Source organism: Marinomonas dokdonensis (assembly GCF_052747885.1).
Window position 1 is genome coordinate 301,470 of the sequence record NZ_JBRAND010000003.1, and the last position, 17,116, is coordinate 318,585.

Below are 17,116 nucleotides of genomic sequence, written 5' to 3' on the forward strand. Positions count from 1 at the left end.
GCGTCTTAGAAAGCTTTTAGTTGGCCGAAGCCAGTAGAAGAAGTTTTAGATTCCATTTCAACACAAGAACCCGCTGGAACAAGTTTCCAAGCATTGCTTTGGTAGTCCGTTTTAGATGTACCGGCACAAGATGTACCTGGACCCGCTGCACAATCGTTTTGACCTGCTAGTGCAACGCCGTAACATTTTTCTTTGCTAGCGGCTTCTGCAGGTGCGGCAACGGCTGTAAGAGCGATGGCTGTACCTAGAGCAAGAGATAAAGAAGTTTTAGTATTTTTCATGGGTATATCCTCTTTTATTTTAAAGGTAAGACAGTCATGTCTTATGGTTACATTGAGTTAGTCGTGGCGCCCTCGGGATTTATTACACAAAAAATTAAATTTATTTTTTGTGGGGTGTTTCAGGGTCTATATAAGCTTTAGCAATAAAACGTAAATCTTCCATCTGTTTACCAAACTGACGGCAAGGGGGGCACATCGCAGTGTGCATTGCCAAAGCGAGCTTTTCCTTTCTGTCCAACGGCCTATCCAGTTTTTCCGATAGCAGTTGGGTAGCTTCTTTACATTTCATCATAGTCTATGATTTCTCCACTTGAAACCAGTTGTCCTCCAAGCATTCGCGAAGGCGTAAGCGTGCGCGATACAGGGTGACATTCAAATTACTGACTGACATTTCTTCATTGTGGCAGATTTCTGCGGTATCCATTTCTAGGAACTCCCGCATCATAAAAAGTCGACCATATTTTTCCGGTAAACCATTTAAACAAGCGTCAAAAATCACCCAGAAATCTTTATTTTCTACATGGTGATCGGGTTGGTCCCATTTTTTTGGGCGCTCGTTCATTTGCCAATGTCCATCTTCAATAAACAATTGATCCATGAGCTCTTCGCCATTTTTATTACTCCCACTCTCGAGCTCGGAGGCTGCGGAATGGCGTTTTTCCTTGCGAAGCAAATCAATGATCTTGTTTTTTAGAATACTAAACACCCAGGTTTTAAAGGCGGACTTTCGAGCAAAGCGTTCAATGTTTTGGTAAGCCGATATCATGGCCTCTTGCACTGCATCTTCCGCGAGTTGAACATCTCGGACCTGTAATACCGCAAACTTTTGCATTTGATTACGCAGATCTTCAATAAAAACAGCATCATGGAAGATAGCCGCTGTTGGAGCACTTTCTATATCAGACGTTGACCTTGCATTGCTCATTCTAGCCTCGGTTTAGTATTCAATGATTAGACGCCGTTGTTCACACTTTATTACACAAAATATGAATTATTTTAAAACGATTGGGTATCAGTCCTTATTGGTGGCTGAAAGTTCCCGCTCGGCAAGGTATTCATCTTTAAGCTTCACATAATTAAGTCCAGCGTACTGGAAGTACTCGATCTCTTTTTCGCTCAGTGGACGTACTTTTTTCGCGGGGGAGCCTAAATACATAAAGCCAGATTCAAGCACTTTCCCCGGTGGGACTAAGGAGCCTGCGCCGATAATAACTTCGTCTTCAATCACTGCACCATCTAGTATGGTTGTACCCATGCCAACCAATACTTTATTGCCAATCTGGCAGCCGTGGAGCATAGCCATGTGACCAACGGTGACGTCGTCACCTATGACGAGCGGATGACCTTCAGGCTTGTAGCTACTGGCGTGAGTGATGTGTAAGCATGAGTTATCTTGGATACTGGTACGAGCGCCGATGCGAATACTGTGCATGTCACCACGAATCGCTACTAGGGGCCAAACCGAGCTGTCGTCGCCAATTTGCACATCGCCAATCACTACTGCGTTTTCATCAATCCAAACCCGTTGGCCAAGTTGAGGGGTTTTGCCTCGAAAAGATCTCATCACCATAATGTTTCTCTATATTGATTGAGCAAGGTTGTTTGTTATTAACCTAATAGTTATTTATTCATTGAAAAAACACAATTACTACCTATCTAATAGGTATAGTTTAAAAACAGTTTGGCACGTGAGCACTGCTGTCTCACACATTGGATGTGAGTCCATTAACCCGTTATATCGTGCCCAATATACTTATTTAAAAAAGGATATCATGTTATGTCACAATCTGTTTGGGACGCGACCAGTTTACCTGTTTTTTCAGCGGTTAAAGTACAGACAATAGAAAGCGAGCTGGACAAGATACTGGCCCATAACCAGCAAGCAATTGAAGCTTGTGTTACGAATAATACCCAGCCTACATGGGAAAGTTTAGTGTTACCGTTAGATCAGCTACACGATGATCTAAATAATTTTTGGTCACCTATAAGTCACTTAAATTCCGTAAAAAACTCCCCTGAAATACGTGAAGCCTACAATGCTTGCTTACCTAAGCTGACTCAGTTTTATACTGAACTGGGGCAAAACAAAGCTCTCTACCAAGCCTATAAAGCCTTAGCAGAAAGTGATCAAGCTAAGCATTTATCGGTGGCACAAACCGAAGCGCTAACACAAACGATTAAAGATTTTGAACTGTCTGGTGTAGGTTTAGAAGGGGCAGCAAAACAGCGTTATGCAGAAATTAGTCAGCGACTGTCCGAGCTAGGCAGCCAGTTTGGTGAAAATGTGTTGGACGCAACGCAAGCTTGGAGCAAGCATATTACTGATGAGAGCGAATTGTCTGGCTTACCTGAGTCGGCTCTTGATCAAGCAAAACAAATGGCACAGGCTAAGGGCTTAGATGGCTGGTTGTTCACGCTTGATTTACCTTCTTATATCCCTGTGATGAGCTATGCAGATAACGCTCCATTACGAGAAGAAATGTATCGCGCTTATGCGACTCGCGCTTCTGATCAAGGTGGCGAGGCGAAATTCGACAACGCGGGTCTTATCGACGAGATTTTAGCGTTACGCCATGAAATGGCAGAAATCTTGGGGTTTGAGAACTATGCCGAGTTATCTGTAGCGACGAAAATGGCCGACAACGGTCAGCAAGTGATTGATTTTCTAAATGATCTAGCCAGCCGCTCAAAACCTTCCGCAGAGCAAGACTTGGCACAACTAAAAGCCTTTGCCAAAGCAGAGTATGAAGTGGAAAACCTTAATGCTTGGGATATGTCCTATTACTCGGAAAAGCTACGCCAACACGAATACAGCTTGTCCCAAGAAGAGCTAAGACCTTACTTCCCAATGAACAAAGTATTGTCTGGATTGTTTCACGTGGCACAAACCTTATTCGGCGTGGCAATCCGAGAGGAGCAAGACTTCGATAGTTATCACAAAGATGTGAAGCTCTTTACCATCAGTAAAGAAGGAGAAGATGTTGCACGCTTCTATCTTGACCCATACGCCCGTGAAGCAAAGCGTGGTGGTGCATGGATGGACTCTTGCCGAACGCGTCGAAGATTAAGTGATAATCGCCTACAGCTACCGGTTGCGTATCTTGTTTGTAATTTTACGCCACCTATAGGTGACAAGCCTGCTTTGTTAACTCACGATGAAGTCACCACTTTATTCCATGAGTTTGGTCATGGTCTACACCATATGCTAACGCAAGTGGATGTATCCTCCGTGTCTGGGATCAATGGTGTCGCTTGGGATGCGGTAGAGTTACCAAGCCAGTTTATGGAGAACTGGTGCTACGAGCCCGAAGCCTTGGCTCATATTGCTGGCCACTTTGAAACTGGTGAACCTTTACCAGCGGATTTATTGGATAAAATGCTGGCGGCTAAAAACTTCCAATCAGGCATGCAAATGGTCAGACAGCTGGAATTTTCACTGTTTGATTTCCGCCTGCACAAAGAGTATCAAGCAGGTATGTCGGTACAAGCTGTGATTGACGAAGTGCGTAGCCAAGTGGCTGTTACCGCGCCACCGAGCTTTAACCGCTTCCAAAATAGCTTCTCGCATATCTTTGCGGGTGGTTATGCCGCCGGCTATTACAGCTATAAATGGGCTGAAGTATTGTCCGCCGATGCTTTCTCGAAATTTGAAGAAGAAGGCATTTTCAATACGGTAACGGGTGCCCACTTCCGTGATACCATATTAGCCAATGGTGGTTCCCGCCCAGCAGCGGAATTGTTCGCTGATTTCCGTGGCCGTGAACCAAGTACGGATGCACTATTAAGGCACAGCGGTATTGCCGCTTAACCCGAATATGGGTGGAGAGCTAATGACAGTTAAACGTTTTATCGCGGGAGCCGTATGCCCTCGCTGTAGTGAGATGGATAAGATTCGCGCTTGGCGTGATGATGAAGCGGAAAAACAGTTTCGTGAATGTATTGCTTGTGGCTATGAGGATACTCAATCCACTAGCATACAGGCTCAGTCACCTGAACTGGCAACCCGCGTCAACCAGCCTCATGTGAGTGCGCCAGAAGCGGAAGAAGTTGTGATTAACTTTATTCCGAATCCAGGCATGACAAAACACTAATAAGTGGATGAAACACAAGCGGCCGACCAGAACTGGTGGGCCGCTTTTTTATTTAGCGACTTGCGTAGCCACTGCCAATGGCACTAAAGGGCATGTCTAGTTCAAGTTCAGGAACTTCTTTGCCCAACCAAGCAGGGAAGGTGTTGCTGTTCGGTCCTGGGAAAACTGTGTATTCATTGGCCCATGGGTAACGTGCTACCGCAGCGGTGATTTCAGGGATTAAGCGCGCGGCTTTTTCACCACTCAGTGACAGTACTTTTTCTGGTTCTGCTCCGAACCAATAGCGGTCTGGGTTTTCGGTACGATATTCATTGAGTGCCGGTAAACCTCTTTTGACTCGCCAGCCAGTGACTTCATAAACTGTATATTGGCTGGCATTTTCTGGCTTAACGGCCACCCAAGTATGCACAGCAAACCAGCCACGCCAGCTAAAAGCATCTGCTGCGTAAAATTCAATCACGGCTTCTTTGTGCTCGTCTGGGTTCGGTGCAATACCGGCCGGCTCACGGCTGGCAGCGCGCCAATCAGCATTAGAGCAGGCGCTTAAAAGCAAAGCGAGTAATGCGTAACTTATATATTTCATAGAATCTATCCTTGTCATTGACGAATACTCATAATTATTACCATGCTGGCAACGTAAAAGTAGATGAGAAATTAGGAGCTAATAGGGATAATCATCTAACAAAATTCGTACCACAAATTTCCATAAGACCGTAAAGACGGCCAAACCAAGACAGGGACGCCAGTTCAAGTGATACTAGGAGAAAAGATTGGCCAGCACATTTAGATCGTTATCGAACCCTAATTATCGAATTTGGTTTTGGGGCTCAGCCATTTCAAACATCGGCACCTGGCTGCAACGAACCGCGCAAGACTGGTTGGTAATTGCAGAGTTGTCCGATAAAAATGCCGCAGCCGTTGGCTTGGTGGTGTTTCTACAATTTGCGCCACAAATTCTGCTATTGCCGATTACAGGTTGGACAGCAGATAGGGTAGATCGACGAAAATTGCTCTTTATTACTCAAACGCTGATGGCGGGCTTGGCTTTGCTCTTAGGGATATTGGTGATCAGTGGTCATGTTGTGTTATGGCAAGTGTGTGGCTGTGCCTTAGCGCTAGGTTGTGTGGCGGCTTTCGATGCGCCAGCGCGTCATGCTTTTGTTTCTGATCTAGTCAGTGAAAAGGCGCTATCTAACGCCGTGGGGTTAAACTCTGTGGCCTTTAACAGTGCACGCCTTATAGGGCCTTCTATTGCGGGTGTACTGATTGCTTTGGTGGGCAGTGGTTGGGTGTTTATGATCAATGTGTTGACCTTCTTTCCCCTGCTTTTAGGGCTATTCGTTCTGCGTAGCCGCTTGCCAAAAAGAACAGCCGATATGTCATCTAATGGTCCTAGTATGGCTAGGTTTCTTGATGGCTTTCGCTATATTTGGCAACACAGAGAAATGGCTGTGATTTTGTTTATGTCTTTCTTGATCTGTAGTTTAGGTATGAACTTTTCGGTGTATCTGTCTGCCATGACGGTACATGTATTTGAAGGACATGCAGATCAATATGGCATGCTGGTTTCCATGATGGCGATTGGCTCGATTTCAGGAGCCATGGTCACAGCAAGTCGAGCCTCAGCGCCGACCTTCCACTTTATGATTCTTGTGGCCGCCATGTTTGCGCTAAGTTGTATGCTGGTTGCCATGGCAACTTCATTCTGGTCCTTTGCTGGCCTGCTGATCCTGCTGGGCTTAAGTTTGCAGTTATTCACCACCTCCACTTCATCTTATATGCAGGTGGCGACAGAGAAACCCTACCGTGGTCGCGTTATGGCGGTGGTAATGGCCACTGCATTGGGCAGTACAGCAATTGGCGCACCATTGGTTGGCTGGGTGGCGGATACTTTTGGTGCTCGTTGGTCGATCGGTATGGGGAGTATTTCTGGGGTGTTAGCGGCATCATTAGGTCTGTGGTATCGTCAAAAAAAAGCTAAGCTAGAAACAGAGTAATCTTCGTAACCCTGTGGTTTCTATTTAGGGTTTACCACACAAGATAATAACAAGAGTAGGAGTACTTTATGTCACAGCATTTAGTGTTAAGTTTTATTGGTGATGACAAACCTGGTTTGGTAGAGCGCCTTTCAGCCACTGTGGTAGAGCATCAGGGCAACTGGCTGGAAAGTAAAATGTCTCACCTTGCTAATAAGTTTGCCGGAATTTTGGTGGTATCTGTGCCATTAGAGCAGAAAGACGCCCTTATCCATGCCTTACAAGATGATGAAAAGCTCGGCCTTCATATACGGGTTGAAAGTGGCGATGTGTTGGAAACCGACAATACTTTAGTGTCTTTATCTGTGGTTGGAAACGATCGTCCCGGTATCGTCCGTGAAGTCTCTCAAGTACTGCACAGCTTAATGGTTAACGTGACATCCCTTTCGACCGATTGCGAGCCAGCACCGATGAGCTCGGAAATGTTGTTTAAAACGGACATGGAGTTATCCGTGCCAAGCGACGTATCTTTAGAAGCATTAGAGTTAGCACTAGAGAAAATCAGCAGTGACTTGATGGTTGAATGGCCAAAAGACTAAAGTATGCAGCTTTCTCCTCTTAGTTATAGGAAGAGAAAGCCGTAAGCCACGTAGCTCAATAGTATGGCCATTAGTCTATTTATCCAGGCCATCACCTTTGGATTTAAGCACGCTTGTTGTAACAGGGAACCGAACATTAAGTACATTCCAGGGGCGCCTGTTGCCATGGCTGCGAGCAATAAACACCAAGGTAAAATAGCATTTCCTTCTATGCCCGCTTTACTAAATAAAACGGTTGTAATGGGGACAACTGCAATTAATGATTTCGGATTACATAATTGTAAAACTAACCCAGTGGAATAGCTGACTTTATCGCTTTTCCCATGGGTCTTTTGGTTGCTAAAACTGGCTAGCCAGATTTTCACAGCTAAGTAAGCAATATATAGCCCGCCAATTAGAGCAAAAGTTTTCTGTAATCCTGGAGAAATGAAGTTCTCTCCAAGGTAGCTAATGATTATAAAAAATAGCAACATCGCACTACCCACGCCAAAACAATAGCGTATAGCCGGCCAGCCTTGGCGATTTAATCCAGCGAACAGGGCCAACATATTGGCGGGTCCGGGGCTGTACATAATACTAAAAGCAAAAATAAGAATTTCGAGCATGGGAGGTCCTCGATAGTTAATCGATAAAGTAAATAAGAAGTGAAAAGGTTAGTTTTTGAGCAGCTGACTGTATTGGTAGGGTGTCATACCGAAAACTGGCTTAAAGTTTCGATTGAAGTGACTGAGGTCATTAAAACCTAAAGCAAAGGCAACATCATTCGGTGCCATACCCAAGTCTAGTGCCTTTTTAGCCTTATTTAAGCGCTGGTTTTGCCAATACTTATAAGGCGTCATTCCAAAATATGTTTTGAAGCGTCGTAAGAGGTGGAACTTAGACATATGCGCGATTCGACTTAAGTCATCCAGAGTAACTTCATGACTGGTTTGACTGTGAAGGTAGTCTCGTACTCGTTCAAATACAGGGTCTTTGTTGCATTTTTTATTCTCAGACCAGGTCCCTTGTTGTGCCGCTAGGCTTTGCGCGAATTCAAACAAGGCTGAGTCATAATGTAATGGCTCGGTATTATTGCTTTCAACCAGATGTGCTAGCCGCAAAATATGTTGGCGAATAGCCGTGTTATATTGAACACATTCTTGAACTCGAAAGTGTTCAGCCTGTTTGACGCCTGCACTGAAGAGCATAGGGCGGAGCTGATTGGGGTGAATGTAGAGCATTTTGTAATGTAGAGGATCTTCGCCACCAGCGTGGCCGTCATGAGCGTCATCTGGATTAAATACAATGACACTGTTAGGAGGGCATTTAAAGTATTCTCCACGAGCAAAAAAATCTTGTCGGCCTGATAATGTGACCCCAAACGAAAATTCTTCATGGGCATGAGTGGCGTAAGAAAAGTCGCTCATAGAAGCATCGAGAATCATTATATCGTTTGTTAGACGATTCTTGGCAAAGTAGAAATTGTTTTCAACCTTACTATGACTTGCCACGATGACCCTCCTCTAAGAGCTTATTTCAAAACAGTTGCTATTCTAGTACAGGGCAGTTTGAAGAGATTGGACAAAATTGCGCATTTTTAAAAAATCTAAACTAATTCCATAATAAAAATAAGGTTATAATAGGGCAATACAAGAAATAAATTTAAGGAAAATGGAATGGCTTTACCCAATTGCCCGCAGTGTAACTCGGAATATACTTATCAAGATCAAGACCTATTGATCTGCCCTGAGTGTGCTCACGAATGGAATCCCAATGAAGTGTTGGTGGATGAGGATGCCTTAATCATCAAAGATGCCAGCGGTAAGCTGTTACAAGAAGGCGATAAGGTTACTTTAGCCAAAGACTTGAAAGTGAAGGGTTCTTCTCAGGTTTTAAAAATTGGCACCAAAGCAACTATTAAGCGTCTTGTTGATGGCGACCATGACATCGATTGTAAGGTGGATGGTGCAGGGGATATGATGTTGAAATCACAATTTGTGAAGAAACAATCCGCTTAGGTTTTCAGTACGCTAGTAACTAATACATGTGAAAGGTTTTGTACACTGGCTAAAGTGCCGAATGTATTAGTTACTGTACCCTTCAAGCTTGATGTCTTCGATTATTGACTACCCCTTACGCTTTGTTTTTAGGCTCCAATACGCTTTCGTGTGATTTTTTTTGCCTTCTATTTTTCGTTCATTTCTTATGTAGTGACGTATTTCTTTTGCGGCTTGTGCTTCACAGGCGGCCCACACCACATCGACTGATGTAAGTGTCTGGATTATTTCAAGTGCCTGCTCTGCCTGTTGTTGAGGAGGACAAATTAATTGATGAACCTGTCCTTCAGGCAACACCACACAATCCTTTTCAAAATAGGCTTGTTCTGCTGGGCATGAGCTAAACAAAATCACATGGGGCTGCAATGGGTTCTGCCATTTTTCCAGTATTCCGGCTAGGGCTGGGTAGGCTGTTTCATCTGCAATAAGCAATGCTTGACCACTCTCCAAGTGTTTATGCTTGTCTGCAGATTCTGACCGGCTCATGATGACATCATTAATGGCGAGACTGTTGGCCCATTGGCTACCAGCAGTATTACCATGGGTGAAAATATCAATATAGCCGTGGTTCACAGACGGCTCAGTCTCTTCGTCTTGCCAAGACTTACGAAGAGTATAAAGACGTACATCTTTATTCGCGCTTTGTAGCAGTTTTTCTCGATTCTTCGGTGATAGGTGCTTCATGAGCCAAATAAAGAGTCGATCGAAAAGCTTCTTTCCCCAGGATTTCCCTTGCGGGTTGTTTTGTTGACTCATGGGTATAGCGGGCATGGTTTTCAGCAAAAATGCATACGCATAGGCTGGGTAATATTCAGGTAGAGGTGTCGCACTGGTGACACTGATTCGTACAATGTTTTGGGTTATATTTTCTTTCTTTGTCACTTCAAAAAAGTGTTTACCGTTGCCGCTAACGTCTCGCCCTTCTTTTACGATCGCAGCATAGGCTAGATAGAGAATTTGATCCTCTAACTCTCCTTTGATTTGAAATGGTGCGAATACCTGATCTGTATCATGGGGCCGTTGCACTTCAATATTAACGCCTTCTTCGAAGATATCTAAGACTTTGGCGGCAAGAATTTTATGGCTTGAGGTTTGATAACTGTTTGCTATCGCGAGCACTTCTTCTGGATGATCTTGGTTGACGTGGTCAATGATATCCAGCTTCTGATCAATATCTTTAATTGGCGTGTAGGAACTCATGTTTACCCTGATTTAATTAGACCCTATGGGTATTTCCATAGGGCCTATTGTCTGTGGAGAATAAAATTACATACGGTAAGTTGCGTTAAGACCAATGGTTCGAGATTGACCTACAGCGGCCAAAGAGTCTGCTCGATAGTAGGTGCTTTCTTCATCCGTAAGGTTTTTTACATAACCATTAATTGTCAAAGCGCCATTTGTATATTGAACGTTGGCGTCTGTTACTGTGTAGTTACCGACTTTGTTGTCCGCAGAGTTGCTCAGGTCTGAGTAATATTCTCCAACATAAGTAATATCCGCACCAAATGACCAAGCGTGACCGATGAACTGGGTAAAACCAAGTCGTAAGTTTGACTCAGGGGCACTTGATAAATCATTCCCTTGGCTTGTTGTAGCGGCCTCGTAGCGTTCAATCTCGCTGCGTAGCAGACCAACCGATCCGTGAAGTTCAAGGGTGTCATTCGCCCAGGTGCTGGCTTCAAGCTCCAAGCCATAAGTATAGGCTTCTTCTACATTGACAATGGTAAACCCAGAAAGCGCTTGATAGTCCGTGTAGTCATTATAAAACAGGTTGGCACTTAGCGTTGTACCCAGGCCAAAGTCACTTTTACTACTCAACTCATAAGCTGTGACTTCCTCACTGTCGAACGAGAATACGTCCCCAGATGTATTAATGTAGGTGCCACTTGGGCTATAGCCCTTGCGGATAGAGGCCCCAAGAGTGGTTGTATCCGTCACCTTATGGGCAAGGGCGATTTTGGGTAGGTAATAGGTCTGGTCAGTGTTTTGATCCACTTCGGTTGTTGAGAAAAAAGAACCTGTTTTGTCAGTCTTTTCTTTTTCAATTCGTAAGCCAGAAGTTAATGCCAACGTGTCAGACAGTGCATAGGTTCCTTCTCCGTAGGCTGCTGTGGTTGTCGTTTCATAGTCAGTATCGATATTGATCACACCTTGAGTGGCATCGATTACAGAGCTTTTACGAGACGCAAACAAGCCTAAAACACCAGAGAACTGGGCGTTTGGCTGACTAAACACAAGGCGGTTTTCTACAGACTTAGTGGTTTGTTGAATATCATAAGTATGACTGGTTGTGCCGCTGGCATAACCATAGCCGTCGGCATAGATATCTGAGTCAATGTGACTCAAATGAAGTGCATTGGTAATGCCATCAGCAATACGGTAGTCAATGTCGGCTGCGATACGATTTTCGCTAGAGTCTTGATGGCGAGACAAGGCGCCACTGGCGTCGGCAATGGTCATGGTTCTGGTCGCAATACCTGTTTCAGTATTACTAGCAAAGTTTGCGTGCTCACCTGTATTGGTGATGCGGTTTACCGTCAGTTTTGCGGACAATTCTGGAACCGCGCTGGGTTGCCAGAGTAATTTACCGCGGATATTACGGCTTTCAGACTCGCTTAAATTAGGTAGATCGTCAGAATAGCCAGACGTATCATAATTTAGCCAGCCTTCTCCCTTCGTTTGATCAAGAGCAATACGATAAGCGAGCTCTTCATCGATCAAGGCACCTGAAGACATAACGGCGAGATTATGTTTAATATTGCCATTTTCGTAGCTTTCTAAGCCTGCTCGAATGGCGGCTTCATGTTCGAATGTTGGATCATTGGTATTTACAACGAGGGCACCTGCAATTGCCGTAGCACCTTGAGTGGTCGACTGAGGGCCCCGTAGCACCTCTACTTGTTTCACATCCCATAAATTAACAGGCGCAAAATTGTAGCCAGACCAGTCTTGAGGTGAGTTATCGACAACGGTTGCAACTCGAGCTCGTGCCCCAGTCATTAATGCCACCCCACCTGTCGCTGCACCACCACCGGAAACACCTCGGATAGCAATATGACCAAAGGAATCGGTGATAACATTTGGAGCCTTAGTCGCCAGATCCTTTACCTGGTTATCGCTACTGGCCGTGAGGTCATCTTCAGAAACAACCGTAATTGCGGTTACCGTTTCCTGATAGCTTCGGTCGATCTTTTCGCCAGTCACAATGATGGTGTCTAGGGCTAACGGTGCGGCGTGAGTCATAGACGAAGCAAGTAAGCTATTAAAAGCTATGACTGAAAGAGCAACTAAAGTTAGTGGGTTTGTCGTCGATCCTTGGGCTCGAGTTTTCATATTAGTTGTTTCCTGTATTCATTTTAAATAATGGCTGAAAAGCGGATGATCTTGATGAAAGGGCTAGCTGGTGGCTAACGCTTGTGATTGTTCAGTTCTCAGGGATTGCTCTGTTCTAAGCAAAAAATAAATGCCAGCAACAATCAGCAAGCTGAAAGCACCGCCTACTGTGACGACCGTGCTGTAACCTAGATGCTGTGCGATGGCTAAACTTAGTGACGAATAGGCGAAGCCAAGTAATGATGCGAAGCTAAATTGCAATGTAAAGAAAGTAGCTCTGTGGTGCGTGCCAGCAGCCTTGTCCATGATGATGGTGGCAGACACAACCAGAAGCGCAGGGAAACTAACAAAGTGCAGGGTAATAGCGCTATACACCATGAGCTTATCGGTAACTCCCAAAGTGATGGGGATAATCAGTAACAACGCCACGGCTTGTGAAACCAGCACGCTAATTAAGGCGTGGAAGCGCCCAATCTTACTGATAAGGGGAGCGGCAAGCAGGGCTGATACAAGCCCGACCATAGAGCCGTAAATTTTCAATGCAAAGCCGATATCTTCAAGTGCCCAACCGTTATCTACGAGCAGCGGGTTTAGGAGCGCAAAGCCACAGGTTGAAGCAATCGGGTAGAGCGCCATCACAATAAACCAGCGCTTATGCTGTTTAATGAAAACTTTGAGATCGCTAAATAAAGAATTATTCATTCCTGAAAGTTCAGGAGATTGCAGAGCATCTTCTGGTTCTTGGAAAAAAATAATTTGCAATGCGGACATTGCTGTAAGGGCTGCTAACAAAAACAGTGAACCTGACCAGCCAAGATCCTCATAAAAGATTAGGATCAAGCCGCCACCTATTATGTTGCCCAACAGATTGCCAGAAAACTGAATGCTGCTGGCTAATTTGCGTTTGTCAGCAGGAAACAACTTGCACGATAGGCCATCAACCGCCACATCTTGAACACTCATGGCGAGGGCGTAGCAGGCAAGGACAATAATGACGAGGCTGAAGCTGCTAATGATGTCTAAAGTGCCCGCTAAGAACAGCAGCAAAGTCATTAGGGTTTGAGAGGCAATTAACCAACTACGGTACTTACCTTTCATTATGAAGCGATACTTATCAATAAAAGGGGCGTATAGCACCTTTCCCATCATGGGAAGAACGGCTAGGTTCAACAGTGCTAATTTATCTAAAGCAACTTCTTGTTGGCGTAGAATCGCAACCGCGGCAGAAAGTATGAAGGCGACACCGATATACTGGGTAACATAAATACTTGCCAGCATGAGCCAAGGGTATTTGCTTTGAGTCATTGGGACGTCCTAATTAAAACTGTGTGGTAACAGGCTTAAAATGCATGAAAGCTAATGCTACGGAATCTAAGAATCGTATTGAGAAGCATTCTGATTTTTAAGAGTGTATGCAAAAGATCAGCATGCCTCTTATAAATAAAGACATGTTGTTTTCGTAAATGGCTATTTTGTGATTTGTTTTAGCGTTCTATCGAGATGGATTGTCGATATTCACTGGGGGTAACCCCCTGTACGCTTTTAAATAAAGTGGCAAAGTGTGCTTGGCTTTTAAAACCCACTTTATAAGCTATTTGGATGATTGATTCATTACCAGAAAGCAGCTCTGCGGCCGCTTTTAGTCTTGCTTGAGTTAACCATTCGCGGAAGCTAATCCCTTTGAGTTGTTTGATATCCTGCTTGATATAAGTTCTATTGCTACCCGCTAGGCGAGCCACCGCTTCTAATGACCAGTCCTCAGCTAAATGCATTTGAATGTAGTTAAGGGCCTCATTCAGCTGGTTCAGTCGCGGAGAAGCTTGTTCTAGGTTTTTTTGGCGACGTTTGTGTAGGAACAAGGAGAGTACTTCCAGCGCTTTTGCCTTGATGAAAAGTTCTCGTTCCATGCCTTGGAAAGAGCACTGCCACACAGATTCACAGCAATGCAGTATGTCACTAGGAATGACACCAGACTCTGTCAGGGTGTCCAGTGATATATTGGAGTAAGAAGTATTATTGATGCTAGGTAAAGAGAAGTCTCTTATTTGGCTTAACGGCAAGCGGATCGAGAAGGTTTGCCAGAGACTGTTTCGAGAGAAGCGTATTTTACTGACCATATCTTCTTCGACTAATGCGACAATGTAGCGATAGCTATAGTCACTGGATTGACCATCAATATCTTGATTAGTAAAGCAATTGCATTTTCCTAACATAGAAATGTATAAGCCCGGAGCGAAATAGTTTTCTACCGTGGTATCTTCCGCAAAGCGATTATTCACCACGCGAACACAGCTCTGGGTATCAAAATCCAAATTTAGATGCTCGAAGGTGGCGATGTTTTCTAAATGATGATGCATGCCTTAGTTCCTAGTGCTGCTATTTATCACATAAATAACTCATGTCAGCATAGTATTAAGAATCGTTATCATTTGTGCAACCATAGAATTCACAAAGCCAAAAAAAACCACCCATCAGCTAGGCTGAGGGTGGTTGTCGTACTATGAAGTTCTCACTTCATTTCTGGGGTACCCAGTTTAATTTCGGATTAGGTAGTCAAATGCGCCTAATGCAGCTGTAGCACCTGATCCCATAGAAATTATGATCTGCTTGTAAGGTGTTGTTGTCACATCACCGGCTGCGAAGACACCTGGTAGAGAAGTTTCACCGTGACCATTGATGACAATTTCACCACGGTTCGTCAGTTCTAATGTGTCTTGCAAGAATTCACTGTTTGGCACCAAACCGATTTGCACAAAGATACCTGCGACATCTAAAAGATGAGACTCATCTGTCTTACGGTCAGTGTATTTCAAGCCAATAACACGCTCGCCATCGCCTAGTACTTCTGTTGTCATCGCTTGCTTGATGATGGTTACGTTTGTTAGAGATTCGGCTTTTTTCACCAATACATCGTCGGCACGTAGTGTGTCGCCAAATTCTAGAACGGTAACGTGCTCAACAATACCAGCAAGGTCAATGGCCGCTTCAATACCTGAGTTACCACCACCAATAACGGCAGTTTTCTTGCCTTTAAACAAAGGACCGTCACAGTGTGGGCAGTAAGCAACACCCTTACCGCGGTACTCTTGCTCACCCGGTACGTTCATTTCTCTCCAACGCGCACCAGTGGCTAGAATGACAGACTTGCTTTTCAGTACAGCGCCATTTTCAAGCTCTAGCTCGACGAATTCTTTTTTCTCTAAACGCACCGCTTTCTGTGTTTTCATCACATCAACATCGTAATCTAATACGTGTTGTTCTAGGCCAGCGACCAGTTTCGGGCCGTCAGTAGCTTTTACAGAGATGAAGTTCTCAATGGCCATGGTGTCAGCCACTTGGCCGCCAAAGCGTTCTGCAACAACACCGGTACGAATGCCTTTACGTGCAGAGTAAATTGCTGCTGCAGCCCCTGCAGGACCACCACCAACTACTAAGACGTCGTATGGCTCTTTTTCTGCTAAGGCAGCCGCTTGCTTGTCTGCTGCACCAGTATCAACCTTGTTTAGGATCTCTTCTAGTGTCATGCGACCTTGGCCAAAGTGCTCACCGTTTAAGTAAACGGAAGGTACTGCCATGATGTTTAAGTCGTTTACTTCGTCTTGGAACAAGGCGCCATCAATCATGGTCGCTGTCACTTTCGGGTTCAATACGGCCATCAAGTTAGTGGCTTGAACTATATCTGGACAGTTGTGACATGAAAGGGAAATGTACACCTCAAAGTTTAATTCTGTATCCAGAGACTTAATTTGCTCTAATAATTCTGGTGCTGCTTTTGATGGGTGACCACCCGCTTGCAATAAGGCCAATACTAATGAAGTGAATTCGTGGCCCATTGGGATGCCAGCAAAACGTACGCGTGGTGCTTCGCCTTTGGCACCGATCGCCATTTGAGGTGCGCGACCGCTGGAATTTTCTTCGATGGTTAAGGTAATTTTGCTGCTTTCTAACTCGGTAATTTCACGAGCTAGGGCTAATAATTCGGATGATTTTTCTGAACCGTTTGTGGACACAGTAATCTCAATCGGATTAACGATATTTTGTAGGTATGTGCCCAACTGCTGTTTTAAGTTTGCTTCTAACATGATGTAACCCATTATGATTGAGTGGTTATTTACTGTATTTTCATATTTCTAGTATCTTCGAAATAAGATAGTAAAAAAATATTTTTAGAAATAAGCCCCCCTCTTAGAAGGGGGCTTTAGGCTAGTGTCTAATCGAAATTAGATTTTACCTACTAGATCTAGAGAAGGAGCAAGAGTCGCTTCACCTTCTTTCCATTTAGCTGGGCAAACTTCACCTGGGTGAGCCGCTACGTATTGTGCAGCTTTCACTTTGCGAAGTAGGTCTTCAGCGTCACGGCCGATACCTTCAGCAGTGATTTCCATTGCTTGGATAGTACCTTCTGGATCGATCAAGAAAGTAGCACGGTCAGCAAGGCCTTGACCTTCACGCATTACGTTGAAGTTGTTAGTGATGTTGCCAGTTTGGTCGCCTACCATGAAGTATTTGATTTTGCCGATTGTTTCAGAGCTGTCGTGCCAAGCTTTGTGAGTGAAGTGAGTGTCTGTAGATACAGAGAATACTTCTACGCCACGTGCTTGTAGCTCTTCGTATTTGTCAGCAACATCGCCAAGCTCAGTTGGGCAAACAAAGGTAAAGTCAGCTGGGTAGAAAAAGAAAACAGACCATTTGCCTAAAACGTCTTTTTCAGAGATCTCTACGAACTCACCGTTTTTATAAGCTGTTGCGTTAAATGGTTTGATTTGTGTGTTGATCATTTTGTTTCCCCTAAAAATGAAT

General features: G+C 44.4%; 18 protein-coding genes. 5 read left to right on the plus strand and 13 right to left on the minus strand.

Annotated elements, in window-relative coordinates:
• Positions 1 to 5: 5 nt before the first annotated feature.
• The 4 genes from ACUM5Y_RS09150 to ACUM5Y_RS09165 form a co-directional block, all read right to left on the minus strand.
• Positions 6 to 281, minus strand: a complete 276-nt coding sequence (locus ACUM5Y_RS09150) for a BufA1 family periplasmic bufferin-type metallophore (RefSeq protein WP_445976569.1) — start codon at positions 279 to 281, stop codon at positions 6 to 8.
• Positions 282 to 381: 100 nt separating this feature from the next.
• Positions 382 to 573, minus strand: a complete 192-nt coding sequence (locus ACUM5Y_RS09155; RefSeq protein ID WP_445976570.1) for a zf-HC2 domain-containing protein — start codon at positions 571 to 573, stop codon at positions 382 to 384.
• A 3-nt stretch (positions 574 to 576) separates the two neighbouring features.
• Positions 577 to 1,206, minus strand: a complete 630-nt coding sequence (locus tag ACUM5Y_RS09160; protein WP_445976571.1) for an RNA polymerase factor sigma-70 — start codon at positions 1,204 to 1,206, stop codon at positions 577 to 579.
• 87 nt (positions 1,207 to 1,293) lie between these two features.
• Complete coding sequence (locus tag ACUM5Y_RS09165) at positions 1,294 to 1,851, minus strand: gamma carbonic anhydrase family protein (RefSeq protein ID WP_445976572.1); 558 nt, start codon at positions 1,849 to 1,851, stop codon at positions 1,294 to 1,296.
• A gap of 207 nt (positions 1,852 to 2,058) precedes the next feature.
• On the opposite strand from ACUM5Y_RS09165, the gene prlC reads away from it, so the two are divergent.
• Positions 2,059 to 4,089 (plus strand): oligopeptidase A, encoded by a 2,031-nt coding sequence (gene prlC / locus ACUM5Y_RS09170; RefSeq protein WP_445976573.1) that lies wholly within the window; start codon positions 2,059 to 2,061, stop codon positions 4,087 to 4,089.
• 22 nt (positions 4,090 to 4,111) lie between these two features.
• On the plus strand, positions 4,112 to 4,372 hold the full coding sequence (locus ACUM5Y_RS09175; protein WP_445976574.1) for a YheV family putative zinc ribbon protein: 261 nt from the start codon (positions 4,112 to 4,114) through the stop codon (positions 4,370 to 4,372).
• Positions 4,373 to 4,424: 52 nt separating this feature from the next.
• Here the strand turns inward: ACUM5Y_RS09175 and ACUM5Y_RS09180 are convergent, their stop codons facing one another.
• The gene (locus ACUM5Y_RS09180; protein ID WP_445976575.1) at positions 4,425 to 4,955 is read right to left on the minus strand and encodes a DUF3750 domain-containing protein; all 531 of its coding nucleotides are present in this window, start codon (positions 4,953 to 4,955) and stop codon (positions 4,425 to 4,427) included.
• A 187-nt stretch (positions 4,956 to 5,142) separates the two neighbouring features.
• On the opposite strand from ACUM5Y_RS09180, the gene ACUM5Y_RS09185 reads away from it, so the two are divergent.
• Entirely contained in the window at positions 5,143 to 6,369 is a 1,227-nt protein-coding gene (locus ACUM5Y_RS09185) for an MFS transporter (RefSeq protein WP_445976576.1), read from the plus strand.
• 68 nt (positions 6,370 to 6,437) lie between these two features.
• Positions 6,438 to 6,947, plus strand: coding sequence for a glycine cleavage system transcriptional repressor (locus ACUM5Y_RS09190; RefSeq protein WP_445976577.1), 510 nt, complete (start codon positions 6,438 to 6,440; stop codon positions 6,945 to 6,947).
• 23 nt (positions 6,948 to 6,970) lie between these two features.
• Here the strand turns inward: ACUM5Y_RS09190 and ACUM5Y_RS09195 are convergent, their stop codons facing one another.
• Together ACUM5Y_RS09195 and ACUM5Y_RS09200 are read right to left on the minus strand one after the other, a co-directional pair.
• Entirely contained in the window at positions 6,971 to 7,552 is a 582-nt protein-coding gene (locus ACUM5Y_RS09195) for a LysE family translocator (RefSeq protein WP_445976578.1), read from the minus strand.
• A 48-nt stretch (positions 7,553 to 7,600) separates the two neighbouring features.
• Entirely contained in the window at positions 7,601 to 8,437 is an 837-nt protein-coding gene (locus ACUM5Y_RS09200; protein ID WP_445976579.1) for an AraC family ligand binding domain-containing protein, read from the minus strand.
• A 165-nt stretch (positions 8,438 to 8,602) separates the two neighbouring features.
• Between ACUM5Y_RS09200 and ACUM5Y_RS09205 the strand changes: the two genes are divergently transcribed.
• Positions 8,603 to 8,944 (plus strand): zinc ribbon domain-containing protein YjdM, encoded by a 342-nt coding sequence (locus ACUM5Y_RS09205; RefSeq protein WP_445976580.1) that lies wholly within the window; start codon positions 8,603 to 8,605, stop codon positions 8,942 to 8,944.
• Between the two features lie 108 nt (positions 8,945 to 9,052).
• Here ACUM5Y_RS09205 and ACUM5Y_RS09210 read toward each other — a convergent pair whose 3' ends face one another.
• From ACUM5Y_RS09210 to ahpC, 6 genes are all read right to left on the minus strand, one after another.
• On the minus strand, positions 9,053 to 10,183 hold the full coding sequence (locus tag ACUM5Y_RS09210; RefSeq protein ID WP_445976581.1) for a siderophore-interacting protein: 1,131 nt from the start codon (positions 10,181 to 10,183) through the stop codon (positions 9,053 to 9,055).
• A 66-nt stretch (positions 10,184 to 10,249) separates the two neighbouring features.
• Positions 10,250 to 12,316, minus strand: coding sequence for a TonB-dependent receptor (locus ACUM5Y_RS09215; RefSeq protein WP_445976582.1), 2,067 nt, complete (start codon positions 12,314 to 12,316; stop codon positions 10,250 to 10,252).
• A 63-nt stretch (positions 12,317 to 12,379) separates the two neighbouring features.
• Complete coding sequence (locus ACUM5Y_RS09220; RefSeq protein WP_445976583.1) at positions 12,380 to 13,621, minus strand: MFS transporter; 1,242 nt, start codon at positions 13,619 to 13,621, stop codon at positions 12,380 to 12,382.
• Between the two features lie 179 nt (positions 13,622 to 13,800).
• Positions 13,801 to 14,673: a helix-turn-helix domain-containing protein gene (locus ACUM5Y_RS09225; protein WP_445976584.1), complete on the minus strand. Its 873-nt coding sequence runs from the start codon at positions 14,671 to 14,673 to the stop codon at positions 13,801 to 13,803.
• Positions 14,674 to 14,850: 177 nt separating this feature from the next.
• Positions 14,851 to 16,398, minus strand: a complete 1,548-nt coding sequence (gene ahpF, locus ACUM5Y_RS09230; protein ID WP_445976585.1) for an alkyl hydroperoxide reductase subunit F — start codon at positions 16,396 to 16,398, stop codon at positions 14,851 to 14,853.
• Between the two features lie 138 nt (positions 16,399 to 16,536).
• Positions 16,537 to 17,094: an alkyl hydroperoxide reductase subunit C gene (gene ahpC / locus ACUM5Y_RS09235; protein WP_445976586.1), complete on the minus strand. Its 558-nt coding sequence runs from the start codon at positions 17,092 to 17,094 to the stop codon at positions 16,537 to 16,539.
• Positions 17,095 to 17,116: the final 22 nt, after the last annotated feature.